The sequence below is a fragment of the Streptomyces sp. NPDC002324 genome, assembly GCF_053593335.1.
Map to the genome: position 1 here is coordinate 67,699 of NZ_JBSFCF010000030.1, position 25,565 is coordinate 93,263.

At 66.6% G+C, this 25,565-nt stretch carries 10 protein-coding genes and 2 pseudogenes; 7 read left to right on the plus strand and 5 right to left on the minus strand.

The window, feature by feature from the left end:
• Positions 1 to 149: 149 nt before the first annotated feature.
• On the minus strand, positions 150 to 1,778 hold the full coding sequence (locus ACWCRJ_RS31580) for a hypothetical protein (RefSeq protein WP_450942501.1): 1,629 nt from the start codon (positions 1,776 to 1,778) through the stop codon (positions 150 to 152).
• Positions 1,779 to 2,491: 713 nt separating this feature from the next.
• Here ACWCRJ_RS31580 and ACWCRJ_RS31585 point away from each other — a divergent pair.
• A protein-coding gene (locus ACWCRJ_RS31585) for an IS3 family transposase (RefSeq protein ID WP_275454074.1) occupies positions 2,492 to 3,684 on the plus strand; the annotation gives its coding sequence in 2 pieces (ribosomal slippage) (positions 2,492 to 2,756 and positions 2,756 to 3,684; 1,194 coding nt in all).
• A 59-nt stretch (positions 3,685 to 3,743) separates the two neighbouring features.
• Here the strand turns inward: ACWCRJ_RS31585 and ACWCRJ_RS31590 are convergent.
• The 3 genes from ACWCRJ_RS31590 to ACWCRJ_RS31600 form a co-directional block, all read right to left on the minus strand.
• Positions 3,744 to 4,370, minus strand: a complete 627-nt coding sequence (locus ACWCRJ_RS31590) for a hypothetical protein (protein ID WP_450942502.1) — start codon at positions 4,368 to 4,370, stop codon at positions 3,744 to 3,746.
• A gap of 483 nt (positions 4,371 to 4,853) precedes the next feature.
• Positions 4,854 to 6,038 carry a hypothetical protein gene (locus ACWCRJ_RS31595; RefSeq protein WP_450942503.1) on the minus strand — a complete coding sequence of 395 codons (1,185 nt, stop codon included), beginning with the start codon at positions 6,036 to 6,038 and terminating at the stop codon, positions 4,854 to 4,856.
• On the minus strand, positions 6,035 to 8,206 hold the full coding sequence (locus ACWCRJ_RS31600) for a hypothetical protein (RefSeq protein WP_450942504.1): 2,172 nt from the start codon (positions 8,204 to 8,206) through the stop codon (positions 6,035 to 6,037). The genes ACWCRJ_RS31595 and ACWCRJ_RS31600 overlap by 4 nt, the downstream gene beginning before the upstream one ends.
• 86 nt (positions 8,207 to 8,292) lie before the next feature.
• Between ACWCRJ_RS31600 and ACWCRJ_RS31605 the strand changes: the two genes are divergently transcribed.
• From ACWCRJ_RS31605 to ACWCRJ_RS31620, 4 genes are all read left to right on the plus strand, one after another.
• Positions 8,293 to 9,243: a helicase associated domain-containing protein gene (locus ACWCRJ_RS31605; protein ID WP_450942535.1), complete on the plus strand. Its 951-nt coding sequence runs from the start codon at positions 8,293 to 8,295 to the stop codon at positions 9,241 to 9,243.
• A gap of 612 nt (positions 9,244 to 9,855) precedes the next feature.
• Positions 9,856 to 13,395, plus strand: a complete 3,540-nt coding sequence (locus tag ACWCRJ_RS31610) for a LamG domain-containing protein (RefSeq protein WP_450942505.1) — start codon at positions 9,856 to 9,858, stop codon at positions 13,393 to 13,395.
• A 220-nt stretch (positions 13,396 to 13,615) separates the two neighbouring features.
• Positions 13,616 to 20,137 (plus strand): RHS repeat domain-containing protein, encoded by a 6,522-nt coding sequence (locus ACWCRJ_RS31615; RefSeq protein ID WP_450942506.1) that lies wholly within the window; start codon positions 13,616 to 13,618, stop codon positions 20,135 to 20,137.
• An 83-nt stretch (positions 20,138 to 20,220) separates the two neighbouring features.
• Complete coding sequence (locus ACWCRJ_RS31620) at positions 20,221 to 20,505, plus strand: hypothetical protein (protein WP_450942507.1); 285 nt, start codon at positions 20,221 to 20,223, stop codon at positions 20,503 to 20,505.
• Positions 20,506 to 20,941: 436 nt separating this feature from the next.
• Here ACWCRJ_RS31620 and ACWCRJ_RS31625 read toward each other — a convergent pair.
• Positions 20,942 to 21,659, minus strand: a pseudogene (locus tag ACWCRJ_RS31625) (IS6 family transposase).
• Positions 21,660 to 21,939: 280 nt separating this feature from the next.
• On the opposite strand from ACWCRJ_RS31625, the pseudogene ACWCRJ_RS31630 reads away from it, so the two are divergent.
• Both ACWCRJ_RS31630 and ACWCRJ_RS31635 read left to right on the plus strand, forming a co-directional pair.
• A pseudogene (locus tag ACWCRJ_RS31630) lies at positions 21,940 to 22,047 on the plus strand (IS5-like element ISRhru5 family transposase); the annotation flags it as partial.
• Between the two features lie 1,764 nt (positions 22,048 to 23,811).
• A complete protein-coding gene (locus tag ACWCRJ_RS31635; RefSeq protein ID WP_450942536.1) occupies positions 23,812 to 25,560 on the plus strand; it encodes a helix-turn-helix domain-containing protein in 1,749 nt (582 codons plus the stop codon).
• Positions 25,561 to 25,565 lie beyond the last annotated feature (5 nt).

Below are 25,565 nucleotides of genomic sequence, written 5' to 3' on the forward strand. Positions count from 1 at the left end.
TCGGTGTCCACTGCGGCCAGGCTTCTGGAGCGTCTCAAAGTGCTCCGGTGATCAGTTGGACTCGGGCTGGTCCTCGGTCGGGATCGTCGCGGTGCGGCCGGTTCCGCCTGCCCCAGCTCACGAGATGTCCCGGTGCAGCGAAGCCTTGTTCACTGAGGAGTGTGGGCGATCGGCGCCCTGAGGCTGTCGAGCACCAGAAGCGTCATGCCGTGCGTCTGACAGTGCCTCTCCGCCAGCTCACGGCTGTCTGGACCAATGGGATGGACGGCAGCCATGAGATGGATGTCGGCTCCGACGCTGCGACTGATGCCGATGTCATGGGTGATCTGCTCTGCGGTGAAGTCACCGGGACTGGTTTTCACCTCTCCCGCCAGCAGCCGGCTATCGAAGGTGCCGATGATGTCGACTTCACGCGAGGGATGGCCACTGACCTGCAGATTCGCTCCAGGAAGGAAATGCGAGCGCGGCTGGAGGCGGTTAAGTGAGGCGATCGCCATGAGATGAGGGAGGACGCCTTGATCGGCAGCCTGATCGACAAAGGTGTCAAGCCGATAGTGAGTGATGGGTCCGTTCTTATCCGATGTGTAGCGAGCAGGGGTTGAGCAGCCAGGGCACAAGGCGTTGGGAGTTGCAGCAGGCAGGGGCACGAAGGACTTGTAGCCACAACGCTGGCAGGCTGTCTCCAGCCCGCGTTCTGCCCAGCCCAACACACACAGCCGTTCAGCGACCTCAGCCGGTACCACTGCCGAGGCAGGCAGGTTGATGTCAGCAGCTTTACGGTAACGCCGTCGAGCGCGGCCACCCCAGGCCTGCGCGAGTTCAAGCAGGGCTGCTTCATCGCGGTCGTTGACCGCTGCCCGTCTGAGCTCCTTCGCCAACTCCTTGCTGCGCGGAGTGAACAGCTGCATCACGACGTCGTATAGACCCGGCTCAAGGAGCGCCTCAGACGCCTCCTGCGGCCTCATGGCTGCAGCCATCCGGCCCTTGTCTGACAACTCCCACTTCTCGGTGAGACTGTCCAACAAGTGTGTCGTGGCGTCCTCAAGGGAGGGTAGGCGCAATTCGAGGACGACGTCATCATCTGTGATGACTCCGATTTGCAGATGGTCCCCGCGCCACCGTGCGTGTGGATGGATACTCCGGGCCGTCTCGGGACGGCGTGGCAGGCCATCCAGGGCTTCCCCCGCCAGCCGCACCAGCACCTGGACAGTCTGTTGGAAGCGCACCGGCGAGCGGAAACGTACCCCCGTGGGGCGGTCCGTGAAGACGTGAACGTCGAGGTCTTGGCGACGACCCCACTCGCGCCGAGCTGCCAACCACATAGAGGGGTCGGTGTCGACTCGGTACGTGAAGGGGGCACTTCGCGTGGCGCCGCCTTCCCAAGAGGCCGGGTAGCCGAAACTGAGCGTCTCGCCGACCTGCTCCTCAAGTCCCCAGGACTCGGCAAGCCGGCGCAATTCTTGCGCCGGCACGCTGTTGCTGCGCAGCACTACGTCGATGCTGCGCTCACCGGCACGGCCCAGCAGATCATGAATCCGACGGGCGTAATCGTGCCAAGCCTCGACCTCGGGATAGGGCAGCAGCAGCACAGGAATGCGTCCTGAACGGCCGCGTGGGCGAAGGGCCCGTAGGTTCCAGAACTCCACGCAGTCCATGAGCGGGTCCTTGCCGTCCACGAGCCAGATAGCGGCCGAGGTGTTCTCCACACTCTCGGTTGAGTGTTCCTCGAACTGTGATGCACCGTCCTCAAGGAGAGTTTGATGCAGCCGATCCTGCAAGAACCCAATCTCCGAGCCGTCTCGAGGACGCCGAACCCAGGGCCTGAACGACCGTTCCTCCACTACGTCCCCAGCTGCGGCTACTTGCCACAAGGGGCTGTCCTTCTGAGCGATGAGGAGATGGTCGCCGCCAGCGACAGCTGAGACGGGATAGCAGTAACGCGTGGCCGCATTGACCTCAAGATCTGTGATCTCGACCAGAGGGAGGCCAAGTGCCTTCGCTGCTGACAGCGCCGACTCCTCTGAGACGTCCACACGGACGGCAGCTTCCAACGCTGCGCGAGCAACGAGACCCTGATCCGACTGTGTCGCTCCGGTGAGGGGATCAACCTCGATAATGAGCTCGCAGATGCCACCCCAACGAGCCGACGCAGCCTGGACTGCTTGGCGGAAACCTTCGGTGCTTCCCGCCTTGATCAAGTACACAACTCGTGATGGCAGGACCGTCCCCCACATGACGCTCCGGCCCTGATAGGCATGCTCTCGGCTCATCAGATCAGCTTGCCAGCTCGGCTCACTGCTGTCCGGCCTGCGCTGCCGAATTGCGGGTATCGGTACGCCTTGTTTGGCCTCACGACCAAGGCCTACGTGCTGTACAGGCTCATGTGCAGGCGTAACCGGTCCAGTTCGAGAACACACAGTGAGCTGTACTGAGATTTGTGGAGTCCCTGATGCCAGGGTTACGGTCCTGGCGAAGGAGATCCACCAGCACCATGCCAGCACCCCGTAAGTACCCCGATGAACTTCGTGAGCGGGCGGTCCGCGAGGTCCGCGCCACCGGCCGCCCGATCGCGCACGTCGCGAAGGACCTCGGCATCCACAAGGAGGCCCTGCGCGGCTGGGTCCGCCAGGCAGAGGCCGACCATGGCGAACGCGACGACCGGCTGACCACCGCCGAGCACGACGAGCTAAGACAACTCCGCAAAGAAGTAGCGGAGTTGAGGCGGGCCAACGAGATTCTCAAGGCCGCCTCGGTGTTTTTTGCCCAGGAGATCGACCGTCCCCGGACGAGGCCGAGCAGGTGATCGACCACCTGCGTGACAACGGTCTCGGGGTCGATCCCGTCTGCCGGGTGCTGGACCTGTCGCCGTCGACATACTTCGCCCGCAAGAAGCGGCCGAAGTCGGCCCGCCGGCTCCGCGACGAACAGCTCGTGCCGGTGATCGAGCAGGTCCACGCCGAGTCCGGCGGCACGTATGGGGCCCGTCGGATCACCCGCGCCCTGCGGCGCAAGGGTGTTGAGGTGGCCCGCTGCACCGTCGAGCGGCTCATGGCCGAACGCGGCCTGGAGGGCGTGATCCGTGGCCGGCGGCGCCGCACCACGATCCCGGAGCCGTCGGCGCCCCGACCGCCGGACCTGGTGGACCGCAACTTCACCGCGGCGCGGCCCGATCAGCTGTGGGTGGCGGACATGACGTATGTCCGCACGTGGTCGGGCTGGGCATATGTGGCGTTCGTCCTGGACGTGTACTCACGGATGATCGTCGGCTGGCAGATCGCCGACCACATGCGGACCGAACTGCCCCTGGACGCCCTGGAGATGGCACTCTGGCGCCGACGCATCAAGAAGGACTCCGGCCTCATTCACCACAGCGACAGGGGCTCGCAATATGTGTCGATTCGCTACACCGACCGGCTCGCGGACATCGGCGCCTCCGCGTCGGTCGGTTCCGTCGCGGACTCGTACGACAATGCCATGGCCGAGGCACTGAACGGCACTTTCAAGGCCGAGCTGATCGAGATGCAGGGCCCCTGGAAGGACCCCGCCCAGGTCGAACGGGCGATCTTCCAGTGGATCACCTGGTACAACGAAGAACGCCTGCACTCCGCGCTCGACTACGTGCCACCCGCCGAGTACGAACGCGACTTCTGGCAGCGCCAGGAACGAGTCCCGCAGTCCGCCTGAAACAAGATCACCGGACTCTACGAAACTCGGGGCAGCTCAAAGTCAGTAAAACGCCGAAGTCAGGAGGACTTCGCTGACGCCTGCTGTCCTGCCTGCGCCTGCCGGATGCGCTGGACGAACATGCGGGTGACGGCGTTCAAGATCTCAGGGTTTGCCGCCTCGGGGCCGCCTGTATTGACGTTCACGAAGGCGTAGACGGAGTCCACACGTACGTGGATCGAGGTGTTGCAGTTGCTTTCGCTGACGCAGGACGAGGCGGTGAAGGCCGCATCGACATGTCGGATCTGCGCGGATCCCAGATGACCGCTCGACAGCTGCGACTTCTCCTTGGTGAACGCATCGATAGCCCTGGCCCGGCTCTGGAAGGACGTGAGAGTAAATCCGACGCCGCCGTGCACGTCGTCTGGTGCCGCGTAGCCGCGGCGCCCAAAAGCCATGACACCGTCTTCGGGTTTGCGCCCCTGGAACTCGGGCGGGACGATTTGCGTCCAGCCCGTTGGAACATCGTCCGGGCCGGGCAGGACTGCGGTTACCGCTTTCTTGTCCAGGATTCTGCCAGCCTTGGCCGACGTCATGACGTCCTGGGTCGGGCTGTGCTGCTTGTCCACCTCGGCGCCGCATCCGAGCATGGTCCCTACGGCCACGAGCACGTACATGCCGTGGACTGCCCTCTTGGCCTGCGGCACTGTTCCCCCTTTTTGTGGGCGAGCGATCGCTGGTGATCCTTGCATGCTCACTGCACACCAGAAGATGCGGGTCAGAGTCTCAGCGCGCAGGACCGTTCAGCCGGCTGAGTTCTGCGGCAATGGTGGCGGGCGTGGAGCGGGCACGCTCCCGGCCCCCCGAGACGCCCAGGTCGCCCGTTTGAAGGCCGAGAACCACACCCGGTGGTGGCCGGGCCGGTGACTATCAGGGACGGGCGGGCGGTGACCCTCTGGTGGCGGCCCAGGATCATCAGGGGGCGCACGCTGCCCGAGAGGTTCTCGACGAACCGCGTCACCAGTCCCGACACAGATCCAGACCCCGAAACGCCGAAGTGAGTAAGCACGGCATGCGCCTCCTGAACCCACTCCGGTGCGTCGCAGGCGTTGTTGAGGTTCTGGGATGAGTCCGGGGTGGACCCTTGAAGGGGAGCCGTGGGGCGGGGATGCGAGCGTCGCGGCGTGTTCTCAGTCCTCGTCGTCGGGGATGTCGTCGTCCTGGGCTGCTGTCATGTGTCTGACGTTGATACCTGCCTGGCAGCGGGAGGGGCCGATGGTGGCGTGCAGGCGGGTGAACAGGTCCGGGCGGATGAGCAGGTCCGCTCCCGCGACCACGGGCAGGAGCGGTTCAAAGCTTCCGTCGTGGACGAGGTGGCCTCGCCACTGGCGGCAGATGAGTGCTTCCCCTGTTGTGTCGCTGAGGCTGAACCCGCAGATGCCGCCTGTGGGTTGGAGTCCGAGTGCCGCTACGACGCTGGCGGCGGGTGCAAGGACGTACGGGGGCAGGCCAGGGCCGCTGCGGCGCGCAGGCGCGTCGACCATGGGCGTGGCGCTGGCGTCGGTGATGGCCACGAGGGCCTGGTCCGTGGTGCTGATGTGCTCGGCTGCCGCCTCCGGCCGGGTGAGGGCAGGTGCCAGGCGCTGCAACGGGCGGGTCCACAGTTGCCAGGGAGCCTGGGAGACGGGCAGCGTGCCGGGTGGTGGATCGTCGTCGGCAGCTTCGAGACCGACGATGATCAGTACTTGGCGGGCAGGCTGGTCGGGGTAGCGGCGTGCGGGGGTGCGTTGCCGCTCGATCAGCCCGATCTGTACCCAGCCCGCGTGTGGTCCGTCGTCCACTCGGGCAAAGGCATGGGCGGCTTCCGGCAGGGACCGCAGGCCTGCGACCAGAGCGAGACTGAGCGGCGGCCAGGGCTGTTGCTCCTGGTGGCTGTCGCTGAACCAGGGCGCGGGGTCGAGTGACCAGCCCAGCGCTCCGGGGCGTGTCAGGGGGCGGGGGATGCGGGCGAGTTCGCCGCGCAGGGCCGGGCGGGAGTCATCGCGCAGGCGTGCGGCCGCGCCGCGTTCGAAGGCCTGGGCGTTGACCAGGTGTCCGGCTTGGGCGAGCGCGGTACGCAGGCCTGCCGCGGCCTTCTGCAGTGCGTCTTCGGCGGTGGCCCGGTTGGCGAGATAGGCGTCGGGGAACTGGTCGCTGCTGGGGTGGGTCAGCAGGTCCAGCTGGGTGCGCATCAGCGGCTCGAGATGGCCAGGGATGGCTGCGGCCACGAGGTCGATGACGGCCTCACGCAGCCCGGGAGCGTGGCCGGCGGCGTCGATGCGGGCACCCAGGTAGTCGTCGACAAGGCGGGTCGCATAGCGCCGGGGGTCTTTCATGCGCTGTCCTCGCTGCTGAGATCGGCGGCGATGGCGTGGGCGAGTGTCGGATGGGCCGCGGTTGCTGGCGGGGAGGGCGGCTGGTGTCCGGCGAGGGTGAGGACGGCGGCGGCTTCCACCCGCACGGACAGCATGTCGCTGGTGCACAGGGCGACGAGCTGCTCATGCAGAGCGGCATCCAGGGGCCCGTCCGGCAGATGACTGTGCAGGACGGTCAGGAGCCAGGTCAAAGGCCCGGCGCCGAGGTCGAAGGACAAGACGTGCGCCAGCGCGGCCTGTGCCTGGCGAGGGCGGCCGACCAGCAGGACCGTCGCCGCGAGCAGGGCTCGGCGCTTGTCGCCGCGTTCGGGCAGGGCGATGGTGGCCACGGCAAGGCGGCACAATGCGGTGTCGATGTCGTGCTGTGTGGCCGGCTCCGGCACAGGGTGGTAGGCGCCGTCGCCGAGGCGGGCATCACCGGGCAGACGGTGGGCGATGACGTCATACGCGGCGTCCCAGCAGGCGAGCGCGTCGGCAGCCGGGGGCGAGGAGACGTCCGGGGGCTGGATGGCGAACGCGGAGACCAGGGCCTGGCTGACGCCGACGGTGCGGCCGTAGGAGGGGTTGGCGACGGCGTTGGCCACCTGGTTTGCGAGGTCTTGCCTTGCGACAGCGGCATCCGCGGAGTGCGCATGCTGCCATAGCTCCAGGCGGTCGTTGCCGGCGAAAGAGCGCCATCCGCCGCCGCCTCGGATCTTGGTGTAGGCGAGCATGCCGGCCGTCGCGGCGAGCGGGCCGAAGACGTCGGGGGCGATGCCGTGGCGCAGATAGAGCCCGGCGGCCACATCGGCGAGGACATCGACGGGGCCGGAGGCGTTCATCTCCTGGGCGATCCGGTGCAACAACTGGGCGGCAGCGTCGGGACCCTGGCGTTCGGTGATCTCCACCAGCCGCCATCCGACCGCGTTGGCCAGCGCATCGGCCGACCACCGGGGCCCCGGCGGAGCGTCGTACGTCTTGCTGCTGCAGTCACGGACCGCGGCGAGGACACCGGCCACGCCTTGCGGCAGCACGGGGCGCTGTTGGGCGTACAGAAAGGCGCCGGTGGGGTAACGCCCTTTTGGGCCGGACCAGTTGCGGGAGGATGTGCTGGGCACGGGCCTGGGCGCCCAGGGCGGGCCGCCCTCACCGCCCAGACGCTGTGCCGCCGCACGCAGGGCAGGGGTCGGCGTGTCCCCGGCCAGGTGCGATGCGTGGATCAGCGTCTGGTCGTCGTAGGTGGAGGTGATCGCGTTGGCGAGCACCGGCAGGAGACGCACCGCGTGTGCCGCGTCGTCGCCGGGCAGGTTGGCGAGCTGGCCGAGCAGGGCGATGTCGGCGTCGAGATTGCGGCCGCGTGGGCCGGCGGCGATACGGAGCGCTGCCAGGACGACAGGGTCAGCCGAGTCGGCCTGCATGGCCAGCAGCTGCTGGTGGGCCGCGTCCACCCGGGCATCGGGCAGTCCCGGCTCGGTCAGCAGCACCTGGGCGGCCAGCTGCGCGGCGGCTCGCGGATCCAGGCGCGCGAGAAGACGCCACCACTCGTGTGGTGTTCCCGCCGTACCTCGTCCGTCGGTGCACTCCGCAACGAGATACACGAGCGGCTGCGTACGTGCCAGCCGCATCCGTGCCTGGACTGGGTCGGCCTGTACCAGCTGGGGGAGCGGATCCAGCAGTTCGTCGATGGTGCTGTCCTTGTGGCTGCCGTAGGCGCCCATATAGCGGGCGGCACGTTCCCAGCAGCGCTGCGCTTCGTCCGGGTCGTCGCAGGCGAGACTCACGCGGGCCATCTCGAGTTCGAAGTCGGCGTCCTCCGCATACATGGACCGGCTGCCGGCCTGGGCCGTGCGCAGCGTGCGCATCAGCTCGTTGATGACGCCGGCCCCGGCCTGGCCCACGCTGTGGGCCAGCAGGGACAGCAGCTCCGTGGTGATCAGTGGACCAGATCCGGCCATGCCCATCAGGGATGTGGTGGTGCCTCGGCTGACGGTCTGCAGGGATGCGATGCCCAGCGCGACGTCGTTGCCACGCAGCAGGGCGACCGCCTCGTGCAGAACCTGCCGCACGAGCCGGTGGATGTCCCCGAGCTCGCTGGCATTGGGCCGGCCCGTGAACGCGGCCGCGTGCCGGGACAGTTGCTCAAGCGCCACGCCGCCCCCCGCCGCCCGAACGCGCGGGGGAAGTCGCCTCCGTCACCCGGCTGCGCACCCACCTGGTCGACACCGGGCTCTGGGAAATCGGCTGGGAGGCCGCCGTGCGCTTCTTCGAACGCCGCAGGCACCTCGATGTACCCAGCGAGTACACCGACCGCACCGGATACCCCCTAGGCATCTGGCTCGGCCAGCAACGCTCGCTCTACGCCCACGGAAGCCTCGACGCCCAGCGCGCATTCGCCCTGACCAGCCTCAACATCTCCTGGCCTCACCCCGAGAACAGTTTCGAAGCCCGCCTGGAACAGGCCATCACTTTCGCGGCCCGCCACGGCACCTTGACCATCACCCGCGCCCCCACCCCGAACGAGCGGCCGCTACTGCGCTGGCTGGCCCGACAACGCCAGCTGGTCGCTGACAACAGCCTGCACAGCGACCGCATAGACGCCCTCAACGCCGTGGACCCCTGGTGGAACCCGCCCTGGGACCTGGCATGGCAGCACGACTACACCCATCTCAACCTCACCCCGCGCACTGACCCCGCCACCCCCATGCCGGCCTCCGGCCACGAGGCCAGCACCTGGCTGGACCACCAGCTCACCCAGCTACACATCCTGCACCCCCAGCAGACGCGGCTACTGGCCCAACTCGTCGCCCGACACCCGCACTTGCACCCTCACACCATGCTGCTGCTGCCCGACCCCGCACCGCGCGCCCGCGCCTTCAGCCGCGGCCTGACGGCGGCCCGCCAGTACCAGCGGCGCGAAGGCCACCTGAACGTCCCGCTCGCCCACCGGGAAGACATCCACGGCGACGAAGTCCTCCTCGGCCAGTGGCTACGCAAATGCCGCAGCAACACCGCACAGATGACCGCGCCTCAGATCAGCGCGCTCACCGCGCTCGACATCGACCTGCCCCCCGTCTTCCAGCCCGCCCCCACCCCCGTCGACCACACCGAGGACCCCATGGACGACGACGCCCTGTGGCCCGGAGAGGATCTGTCGTGGACCCAGCCGCATCCTCTTGCCCTTCGATGAGCGCACCCGTACGCGCCATCGCCTCACCCGCCTGCTGAATGCACGACGACCTGCCGATCCAAACAGCCCCCGATGATCACGCGGTGGCCGTACCCTCAGCCGGGGCTGGCGCAATAGCGCGAAGTCAGACGTGGAGCACTGGCCGCATCACCCACCGCCGTGACCACCTGCCCGACACCTACCGCGCCATCGCCCGCCTCGTCTCTGGCCGCACCGCTCAAGCCCGAACGGCACCTCTCAAGGAGACCAGCACACCTCACCCGCTGTCACGCGCCAACTTGTAAGAGAGCGCTCTCTATCAGTTGGGCTGGGGGGAGTTCAACGTGATGCATGACACTGTTGACCGGTGCACCCGATCATCACATGATCCCCACAGGCTGCGGTTAAGAAAAAAATAAGGGAAACGGGTGGGGCGTGGTTACGCGAACACGGGGGCGCAACCGGTGTCGGGCGGCGCGGAGTTGGGTGATAGCCCTCGCTTTGTTGGGGGGTGTGATTCCGCTGACCGGAATTGGGGCTGCTCCGGCAACTGCCGCTGGGGCGGCTGCGGTTGCGGCTGATAGGACTGCGGAGTCGGAGGCGAGTGCTCTTGCGGCCAAGACCGGTGAGCGGGTGGCTGTGGACACGGCCACGACCGAGTCGTCCCAGGTCTTCGCCAACCCGGACGGCACCTTCACGCAGGAGATGAACGCCGCGCCCGTCCGTGCCCGCAAGGGCGACGATACCTGGGCTCCCGTCGACACCACCCTGGTGCACGATGCCGACGGCTCGGTGCGGGCGAAGAACACGACGACCGCTCTCACGTTCTCGGGCGGCGGCAGCGGGGAGCAACTGGTCACGCTCGCGGACGAGGGACACGAACTGCAGCTCGGATGGCCCACCGCGCTGCCCGAGCCGCAACTCGACGGTGACACCGCCACCTACGCCCAGGTCCTCCCGGACGTCGATCTGCAGCTGACGGCGCTGAGCTCCGGATATACCTCGGTGCTCGTGGTCAAGACTGCGGAAGCGGCGAAGAACTCGGCGCTCGAGACGATCAGCATGACTGTGTCCGGCGGCGGCAGCCTGGACATCTCACCGACAGCCGACGGCGGGTTCGTCGCCCGCGACGGCGACGGTACTCCGGTCTTCGAGAGCCCGGCGGGGCGGATGTGGGACTCGGCCGGTGACGCCCCGGCCACCGCCAACGTCACTACGCAGCTCCTGCGCACGGCTGCTGCGGCAGAGACTGAGGCAGGCCCGCAAGCGGCTGAGGCGGTCCCGCTGGCTGCCGCCGGAGGCGAGCCGGCTCCTTCGGAAGGCCCTGGCAGCGGTGACACGACAGCCGAGCTGCCGCTCAAGGTCGCGGGCACCACGATGGAGATCACCCCCGATCCTGAACTCCTGCACGGCAAGGACACCGTCTTCCCGCTCTTCATCGACCCGCCCACCAAGGGCATCGCGCTCGGTGACTGGACGGCACTTGCTTCCAATGGGACCAAGTACTGGGAGTTCGACGGGGACAAGGGTGTGGGGCGCTGCTCCAACTACGCCGGCTACCTCTGCTCCAACAGCCCGTACACCCAGCGCATGTACTTCGAGTACCCGCTGTCGTCGATCCACGGAAAGAAGATCCTGGACGCGACGATGGAGGTGTACCAGGAGTGGACGTTCAGCTGTGATCCGCACTGGTACGACCTGACCCGCGTGAACAAGGGCATCTCTTCCAGCACCACTTGGTCGTCCCGCCCCAGCGGGGTGGACCTGATGGGCGACCGGAACGTGGCCTACGGGCGCGGTTCCCTGTGCAGTCCGTCGCAGCCGGCGAACTGGGTGCGCTTCAGCGACAACGTCGATGAGGAGACCAATGAGAATCTGACGACGACTCTCGCGTCCTACGCCGCGAACAAGGAGTCCCAGATCACCTTCTCGCTGACCGCGCACGACGAGTCCGACGCCGGCGCCTGGGCACGGTTCCGCAACGACGGCAAGCTGTCGGTGACCTACGTGTCCTACCCGGGCAAACCGACATCGTACGGCGTCCGGCAGGGCACTACGGGGCGGGCTTGCAACACCTCCGCACTGCCCTTCGCCACCAGCGACACCACACCGAAGATGCTGGCCACCGTACAGTCGGCCGACGGCTCCAACGCCCAGCTGCGCGCCAGGTTCGAGGTCTGGAAGGCCGACGGCTCCAGCCGCGCCTGGTACGCGGACTCACCAGACAGTGCCTGGGTAGCCGACAACGCCGTCCGCGACGCCTCCTCCAGTGCCCTGCCGGCGCAGAGGGACTACCGGATGCGGGTCAAGACGCAGGCGTACTACAAGACGGACCGGGGTGCCACCGGTGTCCTGGACTCGGCCTGGTCCTCGTGGTGCTACTTCCGGGTCGATACCGATTCGCCGCCGCCACCGGTGATCACCAGCGCGGACGGCGTCTACAAGCCCGCTGAGACAGATCCGGCCGCGGGAGGCGTGGGCACGCCGGGCAAATTCACCTTCACTCCTGCGGACACCAATGCCTCCACGGCGGGCATTCAGTCGGACGTTGTCAGCTTCAAGTACAAGTTGAACAGCGGTGCGGTTTCCTCGCCGATCTCCGTGGCCAAGGGCACAGCCATCACCCGGACGATCACGCCGAACCAGGCCGGCGAGAACACCATCCAGGTCTGGGGCTACGACGCGGCCGGCCACAGCTCGCTCACCGGCTACTACAGCTTCCTGGTGAAGGGCGCCGAACAGCCCTCAGGGATCTGGCACCTGGACAAAGCCCTCACCGACTCCACCACCGCCACCCAGCACCCGCTGACCTCCTCGGGGGCCACCTGGGACACCCTGACGCGCAGCGGCTCCGGCGCGGCGAAGCTCAACGGAACGACCGCCTACCTCTCCACCTCCGGGGCGGTCCTGGACACCACCAAATCCTTCACCGTGTCGGCCTGGGCACGGCTGACGAAGAAGGACGCCAACTACACCGTCCTGTCCCAGGCGGGATCGAACGCCTCCGGGTTCCAGCTGTACTACTCCAGCACCTACGATGCCTGGGTCTTCAACCGCCACCAGACGGATGTCACCGACCCCGTGATCATCCGCTCGGTCGGCACCAAGCCGCCGGTCCTGAACGCATGGACTCATCTGGCGGGCGTCTACGACACGGCGGCGCAGACCCTGCAGCTGTCCGTCAACGGAGTCCCGCAGGGTACTCCGGTGCCGTACACGGCAACCCCGTGGAAGGCGTCAGGGAATCTCCAGGTCGGACGGCTGTGGCACGCCGCGACGGGCAAGGAGAACTTCGCCGGCACCATCGACGAGGTGAAGGTCTGGTCCCGTGCGCTCGCGGACACCGAGGTCACCCATGACGCCTGGCTGGAGGACGAGGACCTGGCCGACGGCACCGCCGGAGATCCCGTACCGGCACTCGTCGCCAAGTGGGACGCCACCGACACGGCCAACGCCACCGGCACGACCGTGAAGGACACCAGTGGCTTCGGTAGGAACCTGACGCTCGACGGGGCCGCGCTCACCCAGTTCACCACCGGCGACCCGGAGATCGGTGAAGAGGTCACGACCACGCAGGCGATGACCCTGAACGGCGCCAGCGCCTACGCCAGAGCCACCGGCCCGATTGTCGACGACTCTGGTTCGTTCACTGCGACCGCCTGGGTCACGCTGGATCCCGCCAAGCTCGCCGACACCAGCAAGTCGTACACGGTGCAGGTGTTCGGCCAGTCGGGTACGAGCCAGTCCTCCTGGGGTGTCTGGTACGAGCAGCCGGCTGGCAGCACTCAGGGCCGCTGGTCGTTCGGCCGACCCGACAAGGACGGCAGCGGGGCGGTGTGGACCGAGAGTGAATCCACCGCATTCACCACGACCCAGCTGGGCGTTCCGGTCATGCTGACGGTCGTCTACGACGCCCAGGCGGCCGCCGACCCCGAGGACACCTCCAGTCTCGGCGCGCTCAAGCTCTACGTCGACAGTGCCCTGATGGGTGACGAGGACGGCGTGTCCTACTCCGCCCCCTGGCAGGGCGGCGGAGCGTTCGAGATCGGCCGAGCGAAGATCAACGGTGCCGCCGCACGCTACTTCCCCGGAAGGATCGACAGCGTCCGCGTCTGGGCCGGCGCCACCTCCACCGACACGATCGCCAACCGGCGCAACACCGAACAGCAGTAGCAGCAAGGCGGGGGCGGGACAGACACGAAGGCCGTCCCCGCCCCTGCCATCTGCCGCTCTTCAGCCCGAACCGCCGCGTCAGCGTGCGAACGCGCCTTAAGAGGAGCAGGCGTCACCGGGAGCCGCCTGCCCGAGCGCCACCCGACCCATTTCGATTCCAAGAACCGGGGAAAACACCGTGTCTACAAGACCCTTCCGTAAACGGTTGCCAGGGGCGGTCGTGCGCCGCTGGCTTGGCCGCGGCGCTCTCGTCGCCTCCCTCACCCTCCTGCCACAGGTCGCCATCCCCTTGGGCTACGACTTCGCCGCCCAGGCCCAGCCCCAAGCTGCTCGCAAGAAGCTGGAGAACCGGCCCAAGGCGAAGACCGACAAGGTGGGGGTGCTCAAGCCCGGCACGTCCAAGGCTCCCAAGGACAAGGCCGCATCGGCGTCCCGCGAGACCCGCCAGCGGCTGAGGGAAGCCGCCTGGCCGAAGGCCGGGAAGGCCTCCGCAGAGGTCCCGGCAACCCGCGAAGCCGCTGTCACCGTCGGCGGGCTCGGAATGGAACTGTCACAGGTACCCGGCACCTCAGCAGCCAAGACGGCGAAAGCCAAAACCAAGACCAAGAAGAAGGCGACCGGCCCGGCCGAGAAGGTGACGCTGCGTCTCCACTCCCGGTCGGCCGCGAAGAAGGCAGGCGTCAACGGAGTCCTGCTCACCGTCGACCCGGCAGGAGCAGCATCCGGGAAATCCGCCGGTGACACCGACAAGCTCCGCCTCTCCCTGGACTACTCCACCTTCAACGACGTCTACGGCGGCAACTTCGGCCCCCGCCTGAGCCTGGTAACGCTTCCGGCGTGTGCGCTCACCACCCCGGAGAAGAAGTCCTGCCGCACCCAGCGCCCGGTGACAGGAGCGGACAATGACGGGCAGTCCCAGACCCTGACGGGCACCGTCTCCGCCCGCACTCTCGCGGCCGGCACCCCGATGCTCCTGGCGGCGGCGGCCGACAGTTCGGGCGGCGGAAGCGACTACAGCGCCACCTCGCTGTCCCCGACCGCGACCTGGGAAGCAGGAGGCAGCACAGGCGACTTCACCTGGAACTATCCCCTGCGGGTACCCCCGGCCACAGCCGGGCCTGCCCCGAACCTGTCCATCTCCTACAACTCCGCTTCGGTGGACGGCCGCACGGCAGGTGAGAACAACCAGACCTCGGTGGTCGGCGAAGGCTTCTCGATCACCGAGTCCTACATCGAGCGCAAGTACAGCTCCTGCAAGGACGACGGCCAGTCCGGCAAGGGCGACCTGTGCTGGAAGTACGCCAACGCCACCCTGGTCCTCAACGGCAAAGCCGTCGAACTCGTCAACACCTGCACCGACAAAACAGCCTGCGACACCGCAGCCCTGTCCGAGGCCTCGGGCGGCTCGTGGAAGACAAAGAACGAGGACGGCACCCGCGTCGAACACCTGACCGGAGCCACCGGCAACGGCGACAACAACACCGAGTACTGGAAGGTCACGGACGCCTCCGGCATCCAGTACTTCTTCGGCAAGCACCGGATGCCCGACTGGAGCGACAAGGGCACCACCGACACCACCGACGACGACCCGGTCACCAACTCCGTGTGGACCGTGCCGGTCTTCGGCGACGACTCCAGCGAACCCTGCTACAAGTCCACCGGCTTCGCCGACTCCTTCTGCAACCAGGCCTGGCGCTGGAACCTGGACTACGTCGTCGACCCCCACAACAACGCCTCCACCTACTGGTACAGCCGGGAGACGAACCACTACGCCAAAAACGCCGCCACCACCGTCAACGGCACCCCATACACCCGGGGCGGCTACCTCAACCGCATCGACTACGGCCTGCGCGACAATCTGATCTACTCCAAGCCCGCCGCCCAGCAGGTCCGCTTCGCCTACGCCGAGCGCTGCCTCACCTCCTGCTCCAGCCTGACCGAGGACACCAAGGCCAACTGGCCCGACGTGCCCTACGACATGATCTGCGCGGCGTCGACCAAGTGCACCACGCAGATCGGCCCGGCCTTCTTCACCCGCAAGCGCCTCACCGACATCACCACCTCGGTGTGGACCGGCACCAGCACCACCAGGCGGGACGTGGACACCTGGCACCTGGAACAGGACTTCCCCGACACCGGTGACGCCTCCTCGGCGAGCCTGTGGCTGAAGTCCATCCAGAACACCGGCAAGGGCAACAGCACCACGGCCGCCATGCCACCGGTCGTCTTCGGCGGCATCCAAATGTCCAACCACGTCGAAGGCAGCGGCCCGGACACCCTGCGCTACATCAAGTGGCGGGTGCGCACCATCAAGTCCGAGACCGGCTCGACCCTCACCGTCAACTACTCCGACCCCGACTGCATCCATGGCTCGAGCATGCCGGCGGACATCGACAAGAACACCCGCCGCTGCTTCCCCGTCAAGTGGTCCCAATCCGGCGCAACCCCGGTCACCGACTGGTTCCACAAGTACCTGGTCACCTCCGTCTTCCAGGACGACCCCTACGGCCACGGCGACACAGGCGAGACCTACTACGACTACCAGGGCGGCGCCGGCTGGGCCTACTCCGACGACGAGGGCCTGACCAAGCAGTCCAACCGCACCTGGTCGCAGTGGCGCGGCTACGGAAAGGTCGTCGAGACCTCCGGCGACTCCGAGGGCCCGCGCAGCAAGAAGTCCACTCTCTACATGCGCGGCCTGAACGGCGAGAAGGAACTCGACGGCACCGCCCGGGTGGAGAAAGTCACCGACTCCACCGGCACCGCCATCAACGACTCCCGCCAGTACGCCGGCTTCGTCCGCGAGACCATCATCTACAACGGCACCGAGGAACTCAGCGGCACCATCAACACCCCCTGGTCCCACAAGACCGGCAGCCACACCTACACCTGGGGCACCACCGAGGCATGGATCGTCCAGGCCGACGAGACCAGCACCCGCACCAAGACCTCCACCGGCACCCGCACGGGCACGCAGAAGACCACATACGACACCACGTACGGCATGCCGATCACCGTGGAGGACAGCGGCGACGCCGCCAAGACGGGCGACGAATCGTGCGTGCGCACCAGCTACGCCCGCAACACCACGGCCTGGCTGGTGAACGCGGTCTCGCGCACCGAGACCTACAGCGTCCCGTGCGCCGAAACCCCCTCGATCCCTGACGACGTCATCTCCGACATCACAACGGCCTACGACGGTCAGGCGGTCGGCGCGGCTCCCACCAAGGGCGAAACGACCGCCTCCTACCGGGTCGCCAGCTACAGCGCGCTCGACAAGAAACCCGTCTACCAGCAGGTCTCCAGCGCCACCTACGACAAACTGGGCCGCCCCACCACCGTGACCAACGCCCTCAACGCCACGGTCAAAACCACCTATGTCCCCGACGACACCGGCTACGGCCCGCTGACGTCGAAGACGTCCACCGACCCCAAACTCTTCACCTCCACCACGGAGGTGGACCCGGCCTGGGGCACGGCCACCAAAACCACCGACGCCAACGGCAACGTCACCGAATGGTCCTTTGACGCGCTGGGCCGCCTGCGGTCGGTCTGGAAGCCGGACCGCTCCCGCTCTCTCGACGACGCCGCCAGCATCGTCTACGCCTACAGCATCAACAACGACAAGGAGACCTGGGTCCGCACCGACGCCCTCAAGACCGACGGCAAGACCTACAACAGCTCCTACGAGATCTTCGACGGCCTTCTGCGGTCCCGCCAGAAGCAGGTCCCCGCGCCGAACGGCGGCCGTGTGATCGCCGAGACCCTGTACGACGATCGCGGCCTGGCTTACATGTCAAACAGCCAGGTCCACGACAGCAACGCACCCTCGGGCACCCTGGCCAACACCTACCCCGGCTCCGTCCCCGCCTCCACCGAAACGGTCTTCGACGCCGCCGGCCGCGCCACCGAGTCAGTCTTCCGGGTCTACGACCAGGAGAAATGGCGTACCAAGACCGACGAACAAGGCGACCGCACTGCCGTCACAGCCGCCGCAGGCGGCACCGGCACCCTGACGATCGCCGACGCCCGCGGACGGATCACCGAGCGCCGTGAATATGACGGCCCCACTCCAACCGGCACCGACTACACCCGCACCCTGTACGAGTACACCGCCGGCGGCCAGCTCAAGAAGCTGACCGGCCCAGACGGAGCTGTCTGGACGTACGGATACGACCTACGCGGCCGCAAGACCACCACCGCCGACCCTGACAAGGGCACCGTCACCACCACCTACAACGACGCCGACCAACCACTCACGACCACCACGACCCTCGACGGCGCCACTCGCACCCTGATCACCGACTACGACGTCCTCGGCCGCAAGACCGGCACCTGGGACGGCGTGAAGGACAACGCCCACCAGCTCACCAAGTTCACCTACGACACCCTGGCCAAGGGACAGCCGACCGCCTCCATCCGCTACGTCGGCGGCACCACCGGCAAGATCTACTCACAGGTCGCCACCGGATACGACGCACTAGGCCGCTCCAAGGGCACCAAGACCGTCATCGCCGCAGCCGACGCCCTGGTCACCGACGGCGCTCCGCAGTCCTTCACCACCACCACCACCTACAACATCGACGGCACCGTACAGTCCACCTCGATGCCCGCCGTGGCAGGCCTGCCCGCCGAGACCGTCACCAACAGCTACAACGGCCTCGGCATGCTCACCGGCACCGACGGCATGACCGACTACGTCCAGAACATCGGCTACTCCCCATACGGCGAGACCGAGGAGACCCGCCTGGGCACCTCCACCGGCGCCAAGCAACTCCAGATCCTCAACCGCTACGAAGACGGCACCCGGCGGCTGGCCAACACCCACACCCTCGACCAGACCAACGCCGGCTACACCAGCGACGTCGACTACACCTACGACACCACCGGCAACGTCAAGTCGATAACCGACAAGGCAGCCGGCAAAGACACCCAGTGCTTCGCCTACGACGGATACCGCCGCCTGACCGAAGCCTGGACCCCATCCTCCAACGACTGCGCCACCCCCCGATCGGCAAGTGCCCTCGGCGGCCCGGCCCCGTACTGGACCAGCTGGACCTACAAGCCCGGCGGCCTGCGCGACACCCAGACCGAGCACAAGACCACCGGTGACACCAAAACCGCATACGGCTACCCCGCCGTCAACGCCTCCGGCACCGGCCAGCCCCACACGATGACCTCCGTCACCGTCAACGGCGGCACCGCCAAGGAGTACAACTACGACGAGCAGGGCAACACCACCAAACGCTACGGGCCCACCGGCACCACACAGAGCCTCATCTGGGACATCGAAGGGGAACTCACCCGCCTCACCGAAGGCACCAAGACCACCGACTACCTCTACGACGCCAACGGCGAACTTCTCATCCGCCGCAGCACAGACAAGGCCGTTCTCTACCTGGCCGGTCAGGAACTCCACTACGACACCGCCGCGAAGAAGTTCGCCGCGCAGCGCTACTACCCGGCCGGCGACGCCACCGCTGTCCGTACCGAATCCGGCCTGTCCTGGATGGTCGACGACCATCACGGCACCGCCTCGATGACGGTGGACGCCACCACACAGACGATCAGCCGCCGCTACACCAAGCCCTTCGGTGAGGCACGAGGTACGGCTCCGTCGACGTGGCCCGACGACAAGGGCTTCCTCGGCAAAGCGGCCGACGCCGACACGGGACTCACACACGTTGGTGCCCGCGAGTACGACCCGGCCACCGGACGCTTCCTCTCCGTAGACCCCATCTTGGCCCCTGACGATCACGAGTCCCTCAACGGCTACGCCTACGCCAACAACACTCCCGTCACCAAGTCCGACCCCACGGGCTTGCGACCGATCACGGACTGCGAGCGCGGTTGCAGCGACGGCAAGGGCGGCCGATACCGGGACTACATGACCATGGGTCCCAACGGGACCTGGGTCTACCACTCCACGCAGACCTACACCAAGAAATTCGAGTACCAGAAGGCGGGCGGTGGTATCGGCAGCGGCACGATGACCGTCACTGTCCGCAATGACGGGGGCGTTAGCGCGGCGCAAGTCGTGTTCAAGAAGGGCCCCGACCCGAAACCAGAAAAGAAGGACCAGCCCCAGTGGAACCTGATCGCGGGTAGCTACCCTGTGCCGGCGAACCAGGCTGCTAAGGACCTCCTCCAAGACAAGCCCAAGCTCGCTACCTGGCAGAAGGTCGTACTGGGCGTCGTGGTGGGCGTTGCTGCTGCTGTAGCCGTCGCTCCTGTGGCAGTTGCTATGGGTGAGGGATGCCTGGCTGCGGCCCCTGTGTGCGCAGCAGAGATCGCCGAGATGGCGACGGGTGGTGCCTCCGGGGGCAGCGCGGTAGTGGGATCTGGCGTGGCTGCCGGTGCCACCGCCAAGGGCCTGGCGTCCGGAGCCGGACACGGGGCCGCGGCTAATGCTGCCAATGGAGTCCGGCTGGCGAAACAGCTAGAGTACGAGGCTGATGCAGGGGCAATTAGCGCCATGTTCACCAAGGATGGTCAGCTCACTGCGGACACTATCGCGCGTTCGCGAAAGATCATCGGCGGAGAAAAGATTGGGAATCCTCACTTGGAGAAATACTTCGCGACGCACGGCGGTGCGGAGCAGTGGGGTAAGTACGGTACTCCGAGGCTCAACACTCCGGGCCGTGAGGGAACGATCGACATTCATTTCTATAAGAACGAAGTCACCGAAGAAATCTACTACTACGACTACAAGATCAAGATGGGTGGAGGGGCGAGAAGGTGAGAGTTCGATATTTGGGTTCCCCGGATTCACCGCCCAATCCCGTCGACGGACGGTACCACCTTACGCCCGGCCGGGAGTACGTCGTGCTCGAACTGCACGTAAGTAGCGACGGTTCTTCCTCGCTGCGGATCGAGGACTCGCCGGGTGAACTCGCTGGTCTGTACAGTGGGAAGTACTTCGATCAAGTGTCAAACGTGATCCCTTCCCAGTGGAGTGTGGAGATCAACCGACGAGGTGGTTTGAGCCTCGGGCCGAAGGAATGGCTTGCAGGCGACTTCTGGGAACGCATGATGGAACGTGACCCAGAAGCAGAGTCCAGTTTTGAAGTAATTCGAGACGCGATTCTGGCAGAAGATCCCGGCACGTGAATCGCCGCCTCATAACTCCTGTCACAGTCGGCCGCCGCCCCGACTGAACACTCTCGGCGCGAGTTGCGTAGCCTGATGGCCCGCAATTAAAAGCGAGTTGCAGGGCCACGTTCTGCCCAGCTTTGAGAAGGGGCCCCGGCATTGCCGGGGCCCCTTCTGTGCGTGCGTGTGTCATGTTCCCTGTAGCGGTGTAACAGTGTCGGGTTGATCTTCAGCTGGGTGGATTTTATCCATACTGCTTTCGGGGAATTGAGAGTGTGTCAACCGCGTGCCCGCCGGTCATCATGGTCACCGAGGGCAGACGGCATCTGAGTGGGCCCGGGGCAGCGGTGACCTGACTCATTCCGGTGGACCTGATGGGGCGTTGTCACGTTGTTGGCTGTGTGACTGCCTGACGGCGCGTCGTGGTGTGGTGGAGCCTGGTTCCGGGCTGTGTTCAGGCCGCGGTGGCGAGGCCGGCGACGCCGGTGATGTGCTCCCAGATGGCGAAGCGGACGGTCATCTCGGCTCGGTAGTCGTGGGCGGGCATCAGATGGCGGCGGGGTCGGAAGTAGGGCGAGATACCGCTGAACGCGGACAGGAACCGCTGCGCCCCGCCCGCGGAGCGGAAGCCCTTCATCGCCCGTTCACGCTGCCTGGTGGGCTGGTGGCTGTTTTCGGCCCGGTTGTTCAGGCCCTTGTGGGGGCGGTGCTCAACGCAGGGCATGACCTCGCGGTGGGCGGCGTCATAGGAGCGGAGCTTGTCGGTGACGATCACCCGCGGCACCGCGCCGGTCTTCTTCATCAGGCGGCGGAAGAAGCGCCTGGCCGCGACCTTGTCCCGCCGGTTCTGCACCAGGATGTCCAGGACGTTGCCGTCCTGGTCGACGGCCCGCCACAGGTACTGCAACCGCCCGTTGATCCTGATGAAGACCTCGTCCAGGTGCCACCTGTCACCGGGCCGGGGCTGCCGGCGGCGCAGCGCGTTGGCGTAGCTGCCCGAACTTGACGCACCAGCGACGCACCGTCTCGTAGGAGACGACGACACCGCGCTCGAGCATCAGCTCCTCGACCTCGCGGAACGACAGCGGGAAGCGGAAGTACAGCCACACACAGTAGGAGATGACCTCGACCGGGTACCGATGCCCCTTGTGCGACAGCGACACGCTCCCCACCGACGACCCTTCCCAGGCTGATCACCAGAAGATCATCCCACCGGTCAGCCAACGTGACAGTGCCGGGCGAAGACGTCCTCATCGGCGCACCGCTACACCACTCGCGCCGCGGCCAAGGAAGTAACCGCCGAGTCGCCCAGCAGGCCCGTGAGCGCACCGCCCGGCATCTGCCGCCCACCCCTACCGCCGTGGTGCGCGCCGGGAAGTACGCCACCGGACCGGCCGAGCCGACCGCACTAGGGTCCGTCTTCAAAGATCATCGGTAGTGGATCATGGTGGGGTGATACGTCGTCATGAGCTCACCGATCAGGAGTGGGAGTTACTCGCTCCGCTCATACCGCGGGCTGCGACAGGCCGGCCGCGCGTGAAAGATCGGCAGGTCGTCAACGGGATGGTCTACAAGATCCGGACCGGGATCTCCTGGCGCGACCTGCCGGAACGCTACGTCGATCTCGGCCAGCTCGACGGGCAACTGCCGCGCTTGCTCCGGCAGCACCTCCCACCATGCGTCCTGTGGCCCGGACACACGCAACATCGCCACCACCCTCGCCCGCCAAGGCCCACCCCCCACTGTGACGGTCTCGGACAACTCACACCAGCACTCCGCGCAGGTCACCCCAGCGGAAGCCCGGACTTCTTCAGGGGCAAGTAGCTAGTCGTAACAGGGTGTCCTTGGCGACGCGCAGGCCCAGCACCGCGGCCAGGGGGCTCCTGCGCGGCCGGCCAGGGCGAGGGCGATCGAGGTCAACTGCTCACGCGCCAGTGGTGTGTAGCGGCATGCGGGCTTGTCAGCCCCGCGATCTGCTCGGCGAACGTCACCGCCCGGCACGCGGGGTTGGGGCACTTGAACCGACGCACCAGCAGCTCGATCACCACTCTGGCGCCACCGACCGCGACATCCGCGAGCCGTCATATGTACCGGCCGTGCACCCGTCCCGACGTACTACCGCAGTGCGGGCTTCCGCACCCGCCGAGCGGGCCCGCGCATGCATCGTGACCCCCCGGCCACAGCCCGCTCGACCAACTCCGCCACAACGCCGGCCAGATGAGGGAACAACACCTCGAAACTCCGCGAAGAACACGCGAGCCACGATCACAGCCACCACTGACACCGGCAGCGTCACAAGATCAGCGCCAGAGCCGATCTTGGTTCTGTCGACGATCTTGTGATCCGAACGGCCGAAGCTCACCGTGTGAGCAGGACGCGTTTGCGAAGGAGATCGAGGCTGTCCGTCCGGAACGAGTATCGAGCCCGGCGCCCTGCCGTCCTGCGGCCCTGTGGTAGAGGGGGAGGAGGGCAGCAGTCCGGACGGCAGCCTTCCGGAACGGCGTCAGGCGCACTGTGGATCATGTAGCGAAGCGCCATGGCCAGAAGTGGACGAAAGGCACAAAAGTCGCACCCGGTCGGCCCGGTCGGCGCAGGGCGGTCGATCACCAAGTGGAGCACGCGCCCGGTCGTGCGCGCTCCCGTGCGCTGCTTTCGCGCCGGGTGCGCCATCTGCGCCCATGGCGTCGAATCCGCTGGCTGTTGCCTCGTCTTCCGCCGGTACGACGCGTGTTGAGTCCTGGGTCGCGGCATCGGGCCTAGGTGCTGGCCCCGGGCGTGCCGTGCGCTTGTCGCCGGGCGGGATCCCCTCGTAAACCCGTACGGGCAACGTCGCGATAGTGTCTTGGGTGTTCTCCTCGGCGTCGGTTGCTGAAGGGGTGGGGTCAGAAGATCTTGGTACAGGCTGACCCGCCCTTCCCGTAACCGCCGCGCAGGGAAGGAGGATGGCGATGCGCTCCGACCCTGAACCGAGGGACGGAGACCAGCGCCGTTAGCACGGCTCACAGCCGGAGAGCCTCTCCGAGGGCACGGAGAGGCTCTGAGTGACGGAGCAAGGTCGCCGATCGGCCCCGTGGTTGACTCTTTCCCAGACTTCCACGGGGCCACCCACTACTGGGCAGCCCTTGTCGTCACCGGTTGTTGGACTTCAACTCTCGTCGTCCACAACGGCCTTCAGGGAGCAGGCGACGCACCTAGACGGCACAGCCAGGCAGCTCACGGATTTTTGAGCAGCCTGAATTGACCCCCTGTTCCCTGGAGGATCCGCACGTAAAATGTACCGCGCGAGACGGGGAGGGGTCTGTGATGGCGAGAGGTATGGCGGTCATGTTCTCGGGTGCCCACCTCCGGCAGGCCCGGTCTGAGGCGGGCGGCGACGGGTTGAGCGCAGCTGCACTGGCGGAGCGTGTGGGAGTGAGCAAAGCCCAGATCCTTGCGTATGAGAACGGGCATCGCACTCCCGATCCACCGCGCATTCGTGAGCTCGCCACCGCCTTGGGTGTCCGCCCGCTGGAACTGGCGGACCGGGCTGAAATGGCCTCCTGGCAGTTTGCGGAACTGCGCCGGGCCAGCGGCCTGCGGGCCAGCGATCTGTGCCAGGCACTCAAACTGACGCCATACAGCTACCGCCGACTTGAGACGACAGGGCTGTGCGCCGAAGGAACCTACGGACTCTCCGGGCGGTTGGCCAGCGAGTTGGGAGTGTCTGTACAGGTCCTGGAAAAGCACATCGCCAAGACGCCCGGAGTATTAGAGCGCATCGAGCAGGCACAGGCTCCGCTCACCGTCATCGTCGACAGTTGCCTTGCACCAGGCAGCTTGACGCTGCCAAACGAGGACGACGCAGCGGTCAAGACTGTCGCTGCCCACTACGCCAGATCCCCGCGGATCATCACGCGAATCCTCCAGCAGGAGATCCGGACTTTGCGTGCGGCGCACCTCAAGCAAGCCATTGCCGCGGCTACCGCCCACTACGGAGCCACGGCCAGGGAACAGCACCGCGCCCGGCAACGCATGAACGGGGAAGAGCTCCACATCCGCCAGTCGATCGCGGCCCTGCCGTACCGCCTGGACAGGTTCTTCCGTTCCCAACTGTCGCCCCAGGGATGGGAAACGCTGAGCCAGCTGCATCTGATGGAAGGCAAGTTCCCCCCAGCGGGTACACACAATCCGGCAGTTCACGAGGAGGAGCTGGGCCCGTTCGTACGTCGTGAATCACCCTTGCCGGGGCCAGACACGGCTGCCGCCTATGAGATAACCCGCGATGGTCAGCGCCACTACACGAGCTTCAAAGCCTGGTACGACGCTGTGTATCCCTGGGTGAAGGAAAGCCTGGGGCAGTTCGCCAAACAGCTGGAGACACCGTCGAACCCTCCGCAGGCATGGCTGCGCCATTGCCTGGCGCAAAGCGACGTAGTCCTGTTCAGCTTCGACGGAGTCTTATGCCGGCTGTTCGCCCACAATCTGCGATCCGTCTCGGTCCACCTGGCCCAGGCCGCTCACAGCCTGCAACTGCGTACCGATATCGGCGGACACGAATCCGCAGATCCTGTCGCCATGCTGCGCTCGTTCGTTGACGAAGGATCACCCGAGAAGGTCCGCGAGCTCGACGTCATCTTGACGTCCTACGAGACCGAGGCAGCCCGGCATGCTGAACCACTGCCCGGTGCTGCCCAGCTGCTGGCCGTTCTGAGCCAGGGTCCCTGGCGCATGGCGGTGGTGACCGATCACGCGAGCGCAGCTGTCCGGGCGTTCCTCACTCATCTGCACACCGACCCCACAAGGACACCCAGCTTGGACGTCTTCGGGCGCAACGACCCCCGGCTGATGAAACCGCACCCGCACGCCGTCGCGCGCGCCACCAGCCACCTGGGGAGCGAGCGCTCCCGGACCGTGCTCATTGGCGAGTCCCTCGCCGATGCTCTGGCGGCCCGTGCAGCCGGCGTGCAGTTCATCGGCATCGCTGCGCAGCGCACTCAGGCACGTATGCTCATGCAGGCTGGCGCGGTCAACGTCGTGGACACGCTGACTGCCCTGATCGCAGCCGCCAGCAGGGTCAACAAGGTCCGTTCGTGACGCCA

Bases quoted from the DNA above. Each gene is read 5' to 3' on its own strand.
- ACWCRJ_RS31595 (WP_450942503.1), bottom strand. From the start codon at position 6,038: ATGAAAGACCCCCGGCGCTATGCGACCCGCCTTGTCGACGACTACCTG.
- ACWCRJ_RS31635 (WP_450942536.1), top strand. From the start codon at position 23,812: ATGTTCTCGGGTGCCCACCTCCGGCAGGCCCGGTCTGAGGCGGGCGGC.